Source organism: Flavobacterium sp. XS2P24 (genome assembly GCF_030010285.1).
GTDB classification, from domain to species: Bacteria; Bacteroidota; Bacteroidia; order Flavobacteriales; family Flavobacteriaceae; genus Flavobacterium; species Flavobacterium algoritolerans.
Window position 1 is genome coordinate 115,706 of the sequence record NZ_JASCRU010000005.1, and the last position, 15,227, is coordinate 130,932.

Genomic DNA, 15,227 nt, shown 5'->3' on the forward strand with positions numbered 1-15,227 from the left:
CAAGTTTGTAATTAGTTTTATAGAAGACTTCTCTCGGAAAAATTAATTAGAAACATACTTCCTAAATGCTTTTATTATTTGAAAAAACATTATTCCTAGAAATATTCTATGGATTAAATCTATAAAATAGATCCATCCGCTATCTACATTTTCTCCATAAGTTACTTTAACTTGTCTAATAGGATTAAATAGTTGCCAAAACAGTTTAGAATTATTAAAAACGCTATCCCAAGTATTAATTAAATCTGAACAATCTTTTGCTATTGTATATCCAATTGTATCCGAAATGGAAGGAAGTATAATTAAGTAGAAAATAAAAGTTCCTAAAAAGACAATGCCTACTGTTTTTTCCCAATTAAGTCCATAATCATTAGACTGACTTACTGACATAACAATTCTATCAGCAAATTTATATTTCTGGGAGTTTTTCAATTCATTTCTATAAGAAGACATTTCTCTTGCTTGAAAAGTTAAGCTATCAATTTGGTTTCCATTGCTTTTTAGAGCTTGTTTTATTTGACGATAGACTTCTCTTTTTCTTTTGAATTCATCTTGTTTTGATTGAGTCCCATCTCCAATTTCTAACGCTTCCTCTTTAAACCAATTACTACTTGTTGGTTTGATTTTATCTAATGTAGCATTGTTAATTCGGATTTTAATAAAAGAATCAAAAGCAAATTCATTAAATTTTGTTGAACCTAGATCACAATCAGATAAGTTTAAAGTACTATCATCATAACCATTACATTTATCGAAACTAATATCACTATAATTTGTAAAATCGTTAATCATAAAAAATCGAAATGACATACTTTTAAATAGTAGTTTCAAGTTTTGATTAATACCAGAAATATAAGTATGATCAACTTTCCATCCTACAAATTTTAAAACGCCTACAAATTCCGGCGTTATTGGGAGAGTTATTTTTTCAATTGATTTACCAAGGCCATTAAAATCAAATCCTTCCGTAAATTTCGCTTCAGTTATGTAAATTTGATGTAAATATGATTCTAAGCTATTTCCTGATAAATCCCTGTTTTCGAACTCTCCTTTTTTTTCAAAAACATCACCATGTATTGCTAGGTTTTTAATTCTTGATCCATCTACATTAAACTTATCTTTAAATGTGTTTTTATTTAAAGTAAAACTAAAATTACATTCAACATTCCAAAATTTTAACCATCCTGAAAATTCATTTGAAATTAATGTAACATTTCCATTTAGAGATTCTACCCTTAATGGCTTTAAAAAAGTTGACCTTGAGAAATTTATGTCAAATTCTGAATTTGAAATGTCAATATAATTAATAGTTGATTCTTTAATACTAAATCCTGCATTTACAATTTTAGTTAATTTTAAATCTATTTTTTCAAGTATTCTACAATTATTTTCGATAGTAATTTTTCTTGCAAAAAAACAATTAGTCTCAAATATTATTATTGAAGTTATACAATTAGAAAATAGTACACTACTGTTTTTAGAATTATATATACTACTATAATTTGTTGATGTTACTTTATGAAAAACAATACCATTTTTAAATTCACAATTGATAAAAAACAAACCGGAATTTATTTCAACATCTCTTATAACTACTCTTTCTCTGAAAATTATATCTTTTATTTCCCTGAAATGCCAATCGATTATAGAATTGTCAATAACAACTTCAAAATCGACAATAATATTTCTATCCCCTAGAGCATCTTGTTTTAAAGAATTATAGAAATCTTTTTTTTGTAGTATTATTTCTGACATTTTTTAAATATTATTAATTTCCCCCAAAACACTCCCAATTACTCAACCACTCTCATAGTCCATTTCATCAACATAAACTACAATTCAATCCCTCAATTCCCTCAAAATCTCTTTAATCTCCCATTCATCACCAACAACTCCATCCGTTATGGACTGTATATTACAACCCAAACCATCGAAAAAATAATTAAAAGCAATTTGACCGTTTACTTTCAAAACCCCATTTTGCGTATCTTCAATTAATTTTAAACGCCAAGTTCTGCGAAGTTCTGGTGAATTGAAAACTAAAAACCGCGGTAAGATTCCTGTTTCACTAAATTGAATCATTCCTCCAGATTGAATAGTCAAATTAATTTTCAGCTTTTTATTTTTCATAACTACTGTTTTTAAATAGTTTATTACAATTTCATTTTAACTAAATGCTTAGTACTATCTTTTATCCTATTATACATAAAAACATAATCATAAATTAATTTTTGATTATCCGTAACTTCTTGAGGAATGAAAATATATGATGAATAATATGTTTTATTCATTATTATCTTTCTCTCATATTGGTAATTATTGTTTTGAAAATCAATATTTTCTATAATTTCAACGATCTTATCAGAACCTTTTTGTTGAAAATTAAATCGAATTTCAAAACCTTGTCTTAGCATTAAGTCTCCAAAAGGAAAAAAATTAGCGCAATACACATAAGTAGCCTCATTATTTAGTCTTACCTGATCAGATCGTTCATTGAAAGTATTGTAGATTTTTTGCATATCAAATTCTTTGATTACTTCTGTAGTAGTATTTATGACTACCTCGTTTTTCTCAATAGAATTAATTTGCTCTCGAACCTCTTTCTTAAAAGGCTTTGATACTATTAAATACTGATTGATTAAGGTCAATAATTGATTTCTTTCTTCTTCAGTTTCGGTACTGTATCCAAAATCAATTGAATTTGAATCCGAATACTGAATCAAATTTTGTGAGGATGCAATGGCATAGCTTTCATTTAGATATATTTTGGCATGCAAGTCTTTAATTAAAATTAGATTCACATTAAAAGATCTAATAAGATCTAAATTTTGATCTGCATTTTCTCTTGCGTAAATGGTTATAATAACGCCTCTATCGACAGCTCTTTGCAAACATTTTTTAAACTTATCCCATTTGTCTATATTGATGTAAGGCGACACCAAAACCAAATTCGTTTTAGCATTGTCTATCAAAGTCATTATTCTAGTGGCAATCTCCATTGGAGGTATAAAAATCATAAAATGTATTCTGTTAAAATTATAAAATTTGTCTCTAATACTTTGTTAGCTTATTTCCCATAACGTACTTTCTCCTCCGCAACCATCCCTAACTCCTCCTCAACATTACACATAGTAACTTTTTCGATTGGTTCAATTTCCCAACCATTTCTCTTTACTTCATTTATATCGGCCAAACTTCCATCGAATAAAAAAATATCCATTAAATTATCTCCTTTTTTTATTTTTCGATTTATTAAAAATGGAGTTCCATTTTTATTTCGTTTTTCTTCAAGTGAGAGGATAATTATTTCTATAAAAGTTGTAGGATTATCAGTCCAATTATCTTTAAGCAAATGTGCATCAAAGGAACTAGAAAATTTATCAAAAATACTTTTTAGCGTTCCTTCATCTGTATTTTTTAGTAATAAAATAAATGCCCCATTCTCTTTCTCATACATCAATTTTAAAATATCTTTTGAAATACTTTTTTTTGAAGCGTTTTCGTTTTTAAATTCTATGTTTAAAAAACGATTGTACTTATTATCTGAATCTCTTTTAAAAACACACATATCTATTGATGCAGACCTTCCTGTAATATCAGGTTTAATATCTTCATTGGTTTTTCCAAACCTATATTTTTTTTCAGTTGGAGTTTCAACCGAGTAGAAAAACTCTTTGCCTGTAACTTTTATAAACTGTTCAACAAATAAAAAACGCAGTTCTTGCTCTGAAATTCTAGTATATTTTAGAAGTTCCTTTTCTGTAATTACTTTATTTTTTGCTTCTGATGGGAATTTATTTGGAAAAATTAGCCGCTCGCTTGAACTACCACCATTTCTTTCATAATCCATTTTGGTTAAACGAGTTAAAATATCTTTACTTATTTGTATAATGTCCATAACTATTCTTTTTTATATTTAAAATTCACCTCACCTTCGCAAACGCACTGAAAAAAGTTTCTATAATCCTCCTTTTGTATAAAAAATTGTCATCTTGAGATAACTTGGTAAATGATGTCATAAATATTTTTTTATTTAGAGTGTTTTTTAAAACTATTACCTTAATTACGCTCTATACTTCTTAAAATTCTCTGCCTGTTCAAAAATCTCTTTATAAACTTCATCTCGATCAACAGGAGGATAACCATTATCAGCTAACAATATAATCAAGCCTACTTTCAGTTCGGCTTTGATGTCGTCGCGTTTACTCCAATCGGTGTATTTAGCCTTGTCATCAACCACCTCTTTTACTTTTTGAGCAAGTATAATAAGTTTGTCTTCAGGATATACAAAATCATATTTTATTGCCAAGGCTTTTAAAATATCGTAAAAGGCTTTTTCTTCAATGTCAATTCCTAAATCTTTGAAGGAGTCTTTCTCTTTTTTTAAGGCAAAATACAAATCAATAATCTCATCGGTAAAATCTTCCAATACTATACTGTTTAATACATCGCTTTCTTTTCTTTCGTTGTATTTGTCAACAATAAATTGAAGTCGCTTTGTGAAATCGACCCCCATTATTTTATTGATTTTCTGTACGTCTTCAATCGCTTTGGCCAAGAGTTTTTGTAATAATTTTATTTTGGTGTTTGGGAGTTTAATCTTGTCCAATTTTGCTAAATAATCATCGGAAAATATGTCAACTTCTTTCTCACCTGTTTCTCCTAATTTAAAGATTTCTTCTATTCCTTCACTCTCAATAGCTTCCTGAATCATATTCCGAACCTTATTGTTCATTTGGGCAGTATCAGGAGCCACTCCTTTGGTTAGTTTGAATACAATGGATCTGACAGCGAGGAAGAAATGAATTTCATCTCTAACTGCGTGGGTAAAAGCTTCACTACCGGAACAAATGTCGTAAGCTGCTTTTAAACGCTTTAAGATGTACATGAAACGTTTCTCTATGTCTTGTGTTATTTGGGCAAATTCAGCGCCTTTATTTAAGGTGTTTAGTTGTTCCAGCGGTGTGCCGTTAAAATACTTACTGTTATCAAATTTATGAAAGAGTTTGTGTAATAAATCCAATTGATCTTTGACAACAATTATAGATTGCTCGATGTCTTCAAAAATGTCAGAATCCTTTTTGTTATAATGGGCTAAAGCTAAATTCATTTGCTTTTTGATACCAATATAATCCACAATCAACCCTTTGTTTTTTCCTTCGAATTTACGATTCACCCTTGAAATGGTTTGGATTAGATTGTGCCGCTGTATTGGTTTATCAATATACATCGTATCTAAAAACGGAACATCAAAACCAGTTAGCCACATATCGACAACAATAGCTATTTTGAAGTTGGATTTTTCATTTTTAAATTGGCGATCCATTTCTTTTCGGTCTTCTTTTGTGCCTAACAAATAATACATGTCTTCCGGATCATCTTTTCCCCGAGTCATGACCATTTTCATGCGCTCCATTGGTTTGATTTCCTTTCTCTCTTTATCCGTCAGGATTACACCATCATCAGCTACTTTTATTTCTCCCCATTCTGGTCTAATTTCCAAAACGTTTTTATATAATGCATAAGCAATAGGTCTGCTGCTGCAAACAAACATGGCTTTTCCTTTGATTGTAGCTCCTTCCGCTATTCGATTTTCATAATGGGTTACAAAATCCTCAGCCAAATCCTTTAATCGTTTTGGATCTCCGATGATCGCATTCATTTGCGCCATCACTTTTTTACTTTCTTCTATTTGATGCTCATTACTGCCTTCCTCTGCACAGCGATTGTAATACTCTTCGATTTCTTGAAGTTTACGGTTGTTCAATAAAACTTTGGCTGCACGTCCTTCATAAACGATGCGCACCGTGATTTCATCTGCAACAGATTCTGTCATGGTATAGGCATCAACAACTTCTCCAAATACATCAATAGTGGCATCAATGGGTGTCCCAGTGAAACCTACATAAGTTGCATTGGGTAGGGATTCATGTAAATATTTAGCAAAACCAAAAGTTTTAACCACTCCATTTTCGGTCACTTTTACTTTTTGATCTAAATTGGTTTGGCTTCGGTGCGCTTCATCCGAAATACAAATTACATTTGTTCTGTCCGTTAACAATTTTGTGTCTTCCGTAAATTTATGAATCGTTGTCAAAAAGACTCCGCCACTATTCCGGCCTTGCATTAATTCCCTCAAATTAGATCTGCTTTCAACACTGACGATAGTATCATCGCCTACAAATCCTTTAGCATTTGTAAATTGTCCGGACAATTGATCGTCCAGATCGGTTCTATCTGTAATTAGGAGAATGGTAGGACTTCCAAAATAAGTGCTTTTCATCAGCAAGCGACTTAAAAACAACATGGTGTAGCTTTTACCGCATCCCGTGGTGCCGAAATAAGTCCCCCCTTTACCATCGCCATTCGGACGTTGGTGTAATTTTATATTTTCGAAAAGTTTGGTAGCTGCATAATACTGGGGATAACGACAAACTATCTTTTCGTTTTTCTTGGAACTATCCGGTAAATAAATGAAGTTGTGAATAATGTCACGCAATCTTTTACGATTAAACATTCCTTGAATTAGGGTGTACATGGCATCAATACCATCGACTTCATTGACCATTCCTTCTATTTTACGCCAGGCATAAAAGAATTCATACGGACCAAAGAATGAACCTGCTTTGGTATTTACTCCGTCGCTAATGACACAAAACGCATTGTATTTAAACAGCTCGGGAATAGATCTTCTATAACGAACAGTTAATTGCTCATAAGCATTATATATAGTAGTAGTTTCTTGAATTGCAGTTTTAAATTCAAATACTACCAAAGGCAATCCGTTGATGTATAAGATTAAATCCGGAATGCGCATTTCAGATCCTTTGATAGCTAATTGATTGACAATTTTGTAAGTATTATTGTCTTCTTCTGAATAGTCAATAAGTTGTACATAAAAGTCTTTTTGGTTGCGGTCTTCTCTTTTTAATAAAAAACCATCAGAAACCATTTTCATGATCACTTTATTACTTTCATACAAATCTGATGAAGGCAAGCGTTCTAAATCTCTAACAATAGATTCAATTTCACTTTCCGAAATATTTACTGAAGCATAATTAGATCGCAAATAGTTTTTCAAGTCATCGGTAAGCAGTACTTTTTCACTTACTATATGGCCGTAGGTAGTTTGTGGTTCTGCCATTCCTTTGAACTCCACTTTACGGACTTCACTTCCTACAAGATAAGTCATTTCCTCTTCTTGCAATAAGCTTATAAAGGCTTGTTCTAATTGTGCTTCGGTAAATTTCATTGTATTTCGTTTATTCTTTTTTTGGAATTTCAAGATTCCATTTTATAACTTTTAATCGTTCTCTAATTTTTATAAGCGAACCTAATATTTCTTCACTTTCTGGCAACACACCATAAACAAGATTGCTAAATTCATTGGTATAGGCATTTTCTAAGAGTTTCCATGTTTCTTCCGTTTCACGAAATATTCTAGCTTCACTAGGATGATAGGCCAACCAGTCGTTGTTGTTTTTGAAACTTTCTACATCATCTTGTCCCACAAGGGAAAGCATTTCTTCGAATTCTGGACTTTCAAAAAATGCTAAGATGGCAGGGACTTTCAGTAGCTGGTGCAAATCATATGTGTGACGAATTTTATTTCGTAAATCGGTTATAGAATCATCAGTATGCGAAAAGCGAACTAGACTCATTATCTTTTCACAAATCGTTCTGTTTACATGCAATACTTGTACTTCAAAAGGCAATAGTCCATATTCTTCAGCAAGTTTTTGTTGACCTGTTGTTTCCATCATTGCAGCTACATAGGAAGAAATAATATGATTGTGATAAGGCTCATAACGTCCTAGCCAAGTTGCCTCTACAATGATATTTTCTCTTACTTGTCCATATTTTCCAGAAAAACTTTTTGGGTAACTGTAGGCAACTTTTCTAATCATCCCCACTTTATGAGTAATACCCTCTTCATCCACTTCGGTCAGTTTAGTACCAACCAGATTGGTTATTTTCTTTAATTTGCTTTTTAGTTGATTTCCTCCCTCTGCCTCTCGTCTCAAAACAACCAAATCAATGTCCTCTGAAAATCGTTCAATAAAACCAAAACATTTTGATAATGCGGTTCCTCCTTTGAATACAGTTTCTATTCCAATTGTATCATGAAAAATAAGATGAAGCACATACGTTACCCAATAATCTTTCTCCACATAAATAGGCAATATCTTCATCTGTTGCGCTGTAAAGGCAATGGACTGCCTAAAGAGGGTTTTGTTTTCGTGTAATCTCATACTAGATTCCAGTTTTGGGCAGTTTTTAAAACAGATTGTACTCCCGATAGTTTGTAATTGGTTATTGGATTCAGATTTTTCATTATTATTTCCTTGAATTGAGAAACTCCCGCTTCATCTAATAGCGCACCTAACAAAGCTCTTGTTGCAGGTGGGTATTTTTGAGCCAAGCGTACTACTGTTGCTATTTCTTTTTCCGACAAAGCTTTCAATAACGTTACAAAACGCAAACATGCTGCCGCAATACTGCTGTCAGGAATCTTCTTAATGTATTTAATGGCATCTAGCAATTGTAATAACGGAATATTCTCTTTGGTAATGGTATTCTTTTGTTTTACGAATTTGATACTATAACGATCTCTATTTAAGCTTGGGCGAATGTCATTTCTTCCAATTTGAATAGTATTGCTTATTTGAGTAGTCAATCCTAACTGGTTGTATATACTGTAGCCCGTAAGATAGCCAATTGTTTTGCCATCATCTTCCAATAAATCTTTTACCACTTGATATTGGTTGGGTTCTAAATTTCCAAAAGGAGTACTTTCAGGCTTGTAATACTTGCCCTTGGCTAGTTTTGCAATCTTGCCCGAAACTACCATACGATTCAATGCTTTTATGATCGCTTCTTTTTTATTCACGACTGTGGTAAAGTCAGCATAGGTGAAAACATATCCTTTTGGGAATCGATCGATGGTAAAAGCTATGTAATCAGTAGTTTTCATGTGATTCTATTTATTACAAATATATAAAAATGTCCAGTTTATTATATAAAAAACTGGACATTTTGTGTTTTAAATTATTTTGTCAAGTTTTTAGAGCAGGAAACTTAACATTAAAACCATTTTCCCGGCGCTAGGAAAATGGTTTTAACACCTGATTCAATTTAATATGATTTATAATATTCACTTATTTAAAGCTGTTTTATAAATTAATTTGTATAAAATCACTGTTTCTTTTCTAATTGCCTTAATCTATTAATCAAACCCATATCAGGATTATTGCTGTTTAAATAATGTTTAGCTCTGCATTTTTTCATTAATAAATCTATATTTCTTCTTTCCTCAATTTCAGTAGTCTTATAATCATATGTGAATTCAAGAGTAGTAAACAAATCTGATAAAAAATAAGAGTTTTTATCCAAGCTAACTATATAGTTGTCTATAATTTTAAACCAACCTTTAGGTCTATCCGCAACAATCAACAACATCAATTCGTGTTTTAAAAGACTATTCTTTTCATTTACTGCTTTATTACAAATTAGAGGAGCCATTTTATTTGAAAATAAATCGTCTTTAAAAATCCTAACAACATTTGTGGGTAAAGCAACTAAAACTGCTAACCTTTTTTCTACAGGATCCTTAATGTCAAACCACTCTTCATCTAAATAAAACTTTGTACCTTCGAAAGCAATTTCACCTTTATCCGCCAAAATGGGAGAAAGAACAATCAATAACTTATTAACTTCATTCCAAGCCAAGATAATCTTATCTAACATTTGCTTTTTTAATTCTGGATTTACAAAATCACTATTTCTCAATGCTCTAGAAGATGCTGAAATTTGTCGCATTAAAACCTGATAAGAAAAATCTCTTATTACAGAATTGATAACTTGATTATAAGGTCTTATTTGATCGTATTGCTTATCATCATATTTGTCTTTTACCTCATCAGGTAAACCTGAAGACATGACATTTTTACTTATTTTTTCTTCTTCTTTTTGTAAAACAGCAACATCAGGAGTCCACGAAATAGATTTAAATGGATTTATATTGTCATCTATTTTAACTTTTTCTCTAACTAATTTTATAGTCTCATCTATATCTGCTAAAAGAACCTGCAACGCATCTTCCTTATTCCTATCTATACCTGTGTAAAATTCAATTATTTCAGGAAAATCAATGTATCTTTTATTTTCATATACATTTTTAAGGAAATTTTTATCTATGTTCATCCGATGAGCCAAGAAATAAAATACCCAATACGAATTTTTGAAATAATAGTAATTCGCTCCCATTCTACTTATAATGGAATTATCGACTAAAACATTGAAAAGATAATTCAGATCTAATTCCATGTAATTTTTACCGCAAAAATCTCGGAGCGTAGATTTAAAAAACTCTTGCGTAAATTCAAAATCATTTCGAAGATTAAGAACTTCGCAAAAATATCCTAAAACAAACGTACAATCTTTAATATCTGGCTTTTTGTCTTTGTATGTAGGTATTTCATATTCTTCAAAAATGATACTTAAAATAGTATCTAATAATTTTGTCCTGTTAATTGGTGAATAATCTGTTCCTATTTTTAAAGAAGCTTTTAGAATTGAAATACAGTTCTTAGGCGTCCTATGCATATTTAAGGTTTCCAAATCTTTTGTGACTTTACTTAGCATTGACTCATCATCCTCTTCAATACATTTAAAAGTTGCATAAGACTTAACTAGTCTTCTAATTTCCGCTTGTGGTAAAGGCAATAGATATCGTGAAGTAAAAGTTCGCTTTATTTCAACTTTATCATCTTCATCCGATTTTAAAAAAAATTTATTTTCAATAGTATTGAAAATAATAAGCGGAATTTCTGTAAATGCATCACACACATTTTTAATCAACTGCATCACACCATTTTCTTCAAAACAGACAGAATCTAATAATATACAATCTACTTTCGATAAATCACTACTAAAATAATAATTAGTCAAAATGGCATGAATATCTTTTACTACCTTATGTTTTTTAGTGCTTTTGATATCAATGTATAAAAATAACTTACCCGATTTCCATGCTTGCAATTTCATGTAATGAGCAAGGCTAGTTAGTCCAAACTCAGAGGGTGCTTTAACAATATAATTATTAGGATTATTAATTATAGCATTTAAATTTACTCTAAATTCTTGATTTTTAGTAGGGTTCTTTGGTATTTCTCTCTTAGAGCTTATAATCGGTTCTATCCAAACAGGAATTGCCTCATTATAGGATTTTAAAGATCCATCTAAATCATCTTGCATTTTTTTTTTGATCAAATCAATTTCTTCGATTCTCTTTTCTGGTTGAGAAATCGTAGAATTTTCCTTAATGAACAATTCAATTTTTTTCTCTAGTAGATCTTCAAAATTTAAAACACCATCAAAATTCACATAAAGACCTTCATTACCAATTTTACTTTTAAAATCTTTTACTTGTTGATATTGTGTAGGATCAAAATTATCTGGATCTATAAGCTCTTTTCCGAAAAAAAATATTATTCTAGGTACAGAATTATTATCTATTAATTTTCTTTCCAATGCATCATTAAATTCATGTTCAGTTCCACTTCCTGCTTTTTTTGTGGCATGTCCAAATCTGTTTTTCATCACACCAATAAATATATCATATTTAGATTTTATAATATATTCGTCAATTATTTCTTGCCCATTTTTTCCCATATCTGGAAGTACATCATATTCCCACATAAAGGTTTCAAAATTAATACCTAAGTGTTTAGCTAAACCAATGTTTATTTTATCAATCACTTTTTGACATGCTTCTCTCTCAATTTGACAGTCTCCAGGAGATGAAATAAAACATTTATAAATTTTTCTTGTTTCCATATTAAATAATTTTACCTTTTTTAATTAACTTTTGTCATTTTCGCCAGTAACAACTCTTTTAATTCTTCTAATTTTTGGACCTGAAGTTCACAAATCTCAAGATGTTTGCTAATCCTAATTGATTTTTCAGAAAACTTTAATTGCAAACTGAAAGTTGGTAGGACAAATTTTAATGTATAAAATTGTTTATGTGTCAAATCTAATTGTGCAGAAGAACCAGAAGCTAATTCATTCATAATTAAATACATTTTTTTTGTCTTCAAAAACCAATATAAAACTTCTTTGTTTAAATTTTGAAAAGGATTTACTTTAAAGCAATTATTATAAACAACACCTATTTTATTTCTAAAAACCAAGCCAACTTGTCCCGTTCTTGAAACGATAATATCCTCTTTGACTGCAATAACATTTTTTTCAACTTTTTCACTAATAAATATTTCTGCTGTTTTATTAATTAAGTCTGTAATTCTTAGTAATGGAATTCCTTTTTCTACAACTAAATGATTATTTGCAGCATTCATTGCCAAACCTTGAGATAACTTTATGTACTCATTAATTAAATTTACACTCCACCCCTCCGGAATCTCTATTTCCAACTCGGCACTCCAAATCATTTTCCCTCCATTATTTTTATAAGGTTTCCCATTTTCATCAGGAAATTCAAAATCCACAAACCATTGTTTATAAATGGCTTGTGCGGTTTCTTCGAGTTTTGCAATAAGCTGGTTGTTTAAAGCGATACGGTTTTGAATAATGTTGTATTCTCTAACAATTTCCACTTGTTTTTCGATGGAAGGAATAGGTAATTCAGTATCACACATTTCGTCCCAACCAAAAATTTCTCTGGCACTTCCTTGTGATTTAAAACGTGAATAACGGTCAAATTCGGGTCGTCGGAACCACATCATTAAATATTCGGGCAACAATTTATTTTTATCAATTACTTCAAAAACGGTGTAGGCTTGTGATACAATTGCTTCATCGTAATCTTCCAATATAGCAACAGAAATTTTATCGCCATTTCTTGACGTTACTGGACCATAAGCAAACTGATTTTTTTTGATGATTTTATAGGTTGACATATCCGTTCCTATAATATTGGCGATCGAGGGTATTAGTACTTTGCGGATACTTACACCAAGTAATTTATCTACTGTTTTGTCAGTATCCCGTTTGTTTACAACTTGAATATAGTTCCCTAATTTTTTATAACTTGATTTCATAACCCAATTCTTTGAAAACGGTTAGTAAATCAGCTTTCGATTTTGATTCACTCTGTAATAATTCGCTAAACTCTGCTTGTAAAGTTTGCATCTTTTCATCAAAATCAATATTCTCGTCACGGTTAACGAACTCAACATATTTACTTGGCACCAGGGAAAAATCTTTGGCAGCTACCTCTTCTAAAGTTGCTGAACAACTAAATTCAGGAACATCGTGGTATTTAGATAAATCGGTTTGCCAATTGTGGTAGGCTTGAGTTATTTCAAGAATATTCTCTTCAGAAAACTGTTTGTATTTCTTTTCAAATGGAATGCCCTTTTCTCGTAGGTCTAAAAATAGAATTTCGTTTTGGCGGTCACGATAATTTCGGGTTTCATCAGGTAAATTAACCGTTCTTGCTTTTTTGTTTTTGTTTAAAATCCAAAGCGTAACACTAATATCAGTGGTATAAAACATACTTCTTGGCAAAATCACAATAGCTTCTACAATATCATTTTCTATCAGTTTTCTACGAATTTTATATTCTTCGCCACCGCCTGAGAGTGCCCCATTAGCCAAGATAAATCCTGCCACGCCATTTTCAGATAGTTTGCTAACCATGTTTAAAATCCAAGCATAGTTGGCATTGCTGGTAGGAGGGACATCATAGCCTCTCCAACGGGGATCATCTACCAATTCATCACTTGCTCTCCAGTCTTTTTGGTTGAACGGAGGGTTTGCCATAATATAATCGGCTTTCAAATCGGGGTGTTGGTCACGCCCAAAAGTATCTGCAGCCACATCGCCCAAGTTGGCGGCAATACCACGAATGGCGAGGTTCATTTTAGCCAGTTTATAAGTGGTAGCCGTATATTCCTGTCCATAAATAGATATTTCTTTTTTGTTTCCGTGGTGGTTTTCAATAAACTTAATACTTTGCACAAACATCCCACCGGAACCACAAGCAGGGTCATAGATCACGCCTTTGTAAGGTTCAATCATTTCGGCAATTAAGTTTACAATACTTTTTGGAGTGTAGAATTCGCCTTTTCCTTTACCTTCTGCCAACGCAAACTTGCTCAAAAAGTATTCATATACACGCCCAACAATGTCGGTTTGCTTGTCCTTGATGGTGTCAATGTTATTGATGGTATCCAACAAAGCAGCCAACTTGCTCACATCCATATTTAAACGAGAGAAGTAGTTGTCAGGTAAAGCGCCTTTCAGAGCTGGATTGTTTTTTTCAATGGTGTGTAAAGCAGTATCGATTTTTAAGGCAATGTCGTTTTGCTTAGAGTTTTCTATAACAAATGACCAACGGGATTCTTCGGGTAAAAAGAAAATATTCGACATATTGTAGAATTCCTTCATTTCCAGGTATTTCTCTTTTTCATCAGCAATTAGTTCCTTGCGACGTTCCTCGAACTTGTCACTGGCAAATTTCAGGAATATCAATCCTAAAACTACGTGCTTGTATTCGGATGATTCTACTGTTCCACGTAGTTTATTAGCTGAATCCCAAAGGGTTTCTTCAATGCTTTTTTCTTTTTTGGGCTTCGTTTGTTTTGGGGTAACTTGTTTGGCCATTATATTTGATGCTGTTTCTGTAAAAATTATATTGATTGCTAAGGTATTAAAAAATACTACTTAGAAAATGTGGGAAACCATAAAGGGGATACATATTTAGATTAATCATCTACCGCCTGATTTGTTTTTGATTGAATTAATGTAAATAAACAATGTTTTATGATATTTTACCATACCCACTTTTAGTGATATTGATTTAGATCATTTTAACGCATCACGTCCACGCATCACGTTAACGTGATTTTTTTGCCCCGTTAACGGTGTTTAACGTGATAACGGTGTGGTATTCTTACAAAAAAATACAATTTAAGTTTGCAAACAGAAATCACGTTAACGGGAATTTTTCTACCGTTAACGTGATTTTTGAAATAATACGCAACATCATGATTGCAAAAATTATACAAACAGTGTTAAAAATAGGGATGCAAAGTGTTTACCAAAAGAGACGGATACTTTTACTCAATCTTTTAATTACTAATTTTTTTGTTTAGCGTATACTAATTGCTTAATAATCGTTGATCTGTTGAAAAACGTTGCAAAGCCTTTCTATTATCAGGTTGACTTTGCAACATTTTTTCAACAAGGTTTCAACAATTAAT

General features: G+C 31.5%; 10 protein-coding genes. All 10 read right to left on the bottom strand.

Translation table 11 applies throughout. The features are described 5' to 3' along the window. Positions 1-42: 42 nt before the first annotated feature. Positions 43-1,755 (bottom strand): hypothetical protein, encoded by a 1,713-nt coding sequence (locus QLS31_RS06165; protein ID WP_282743127.1) that lies wholly within the window; start codon positions 1,753-1,755, stop codon positions 43-45. An 84-nt stretch (positions 1,756-1,839) separates the two neighbouring features. Continuing rightward, on the bottom strand, positions 1,840-2,130 hold the full coding sequence (locus QLS31_RS06170) for a hypothetical protein (RefSeq protein WP_282743128.1): 291 nt from the start codon (positions 2,128-2,130) through the stop codon (positions 1,840-1,842). Between the two features lie 23 nt (positions 2,131-2,153). Beyond that, positions 2,154-3,017, bottom strand: a complete 864-nt coding sequence (locus tag QLS31_RS06175; RefSeq protein WP_282743129.1) for a hypothetical protein — start codon at positions 3,015-3,017, stop codon at positions 2,154-2,156. A gap of 50 nt (positions 3,018-3,067) precedes the next feature. Next, complete coding sequence (locus QLS31_RS06180) at positions 3,068-3,898, bottom strand: hypothetical protein (protein ID WP_282743130.1); 831 nt, start codon at positions 3,896-3,898, stop codon at positions 3,068-3,070. Between the two features lie 165 nt (positions 3,899-4,063). Further along, positions 4,064-7,252 carry a type I restriction endonuclease subunit R gene (locus QLS31_RS06185; protein ID WP_282743131.1) on the bottom strand — a complete coding sequence of 1,063 codons (3,189 nt, stop codon included), beginning with the start codon at positions 7,250-7,252 and terminating at the stop codon, positions 4,064-4,066. Between the two features lie 10 nt (positions 7,253-7,262). After that, entirely contained in the window at positions 7,263-8,252 is a 990-nt protein-coding gene (locus QLS31_RS06190) for a nucleotidyl transferase AbiEii/AbiGii toxin family protein (RefSeq protein ID WP_282743132.1), read from the bottom strand. Further along, positions 8,249-8,974: a DUF6088 family protein gene (locus tag QLS31_RS06195; protein WP_282743133.1), complete on the bottom strand. Its 726-nt coding sequence runs from the start codon at positions 8,972-8,974 to the stop codon at positions 8,249-8,251. Before QLS31_RS06195 ends, QLS31_RS06190 begins: the two co-directional genes overlap by 4 nt. Before the next feature lie 221 nt (positions 8,975-9,195). Further along, positions 9,196-11,838, bottom strand: a complete 2,643-nt coding sequence (locus QLS31_RS06200; RefSeq protein ID WP_282743134.1) for a DUF4062 domain-containing protein — start codon at positions 11,836-11,838, stop codon at positions 9,196-9,198. Between the two features lie 20 nt (positions 11,839-11,858). Further along, positions 11,859-13,061 (bottom strand): restriction endonuclease subunit S, encoded by a 1,203-nt coding sequence (locus tag QLS31_RS06205; protein WP_282743135.1) that lies wholly within the window; start codon positions 13,059-13,061, stop codon positions 11,859-11,861. After that, positions 13,045-14,628: a class I SAM-dependent DNA methyltransferase gene (locus tag QLS31_RS06210; protein WP_282743136.1), complete on the bottom strand. Its 1,584-nt coding sequence runs from the start codon at positions 14,626-14,628 to the stop codon at positions 13,045-13,047. The genes QLS31_RS06205 and QLS31_RS06210 overlap by 17 nt, the downstream gene beginning before the upstream one ends. Between the last annotated feature and the right edge of the window lie 599 nt (positions 14,629-15,227).

What these genes read in the sequence shown, in the direction of transcription:
- QLS31_RS06165 (WP_282743127.1), bottom strand. Translation starts at nt 1,755, where the DNA reads ATGTCAGAAATAATACTACAAAAAAAAGATTTCTATAATTCTTTAAAA.
- QLS31_RS06170 (WP_282743128.1), bottom strand. Translation starts at nt 2,130, where the DNA reads ATGAAAAATAAAAAGCTGAAAATTAATTTGACTATTCAATCTGGAGGA.
- QLS31_RS06175 (WP_282743129.1), bottom strand. Translation starts at nt 3,017, where the DNA reads ATGATTTTTATACCTCCAATGGAGATTGCCACTAGAATAATGACTTTG.
- QLS31_RS06180 (WP_282743130.1), bottom strand. Translation starts at nt 3,898, where the DNA reads ATGGACATTATACAAATAAGTAAAGATATTTTAACTCGTTTAACCAAA.
- QLS31_RS06185 (WP_282743131.1), bottom strand. Translation starts at nt 7,252, where the DNA reads ATGAAATTTACCGAAGCACAATTAGAACAAGCCTTTATAAGCTTATTG.
- QLS31_RS06190 (WP_282743132.1), bottom strand. Translation starts at nt 8,252, where the DNA reads ATGAGATTACACGAAAACAAAACCCTCTTTAGGCAGTCCATTGCCTTT.
- QLS31_RS06195 (WP_282743133.1), bottom strand. Translation starts at nt 8,974, where the DNA reads ATGAAAACTACTGATTACATAGCTTTTACCATCGATCGATTCCCAAAA.
- QLS31_RS06200 (WP_282743134.1), bottom strand. Translation starts at nt 11,838, where the DNA reads ATGGAAACAAGAAAAATTTATAAATGTTTTATTTCATCTCCTGGAGAC.
- QLS31_RS06205 (WP_282743135.1), bottom strand. Translation starts at nt 13,061, where the DNA reads ATGAAATCAAGTTATAAAAAATTAGGGAACTATATTCAAGTTGTAAAC.
- QLS31_RS06210 (WP_282743136.1), bottom strand. Translation starts at nt 14,628, where the DNA reads ATGGCCAAACAAGTTACCCCAAAACAAACGAAGCCCAAAAAAGAAAAA.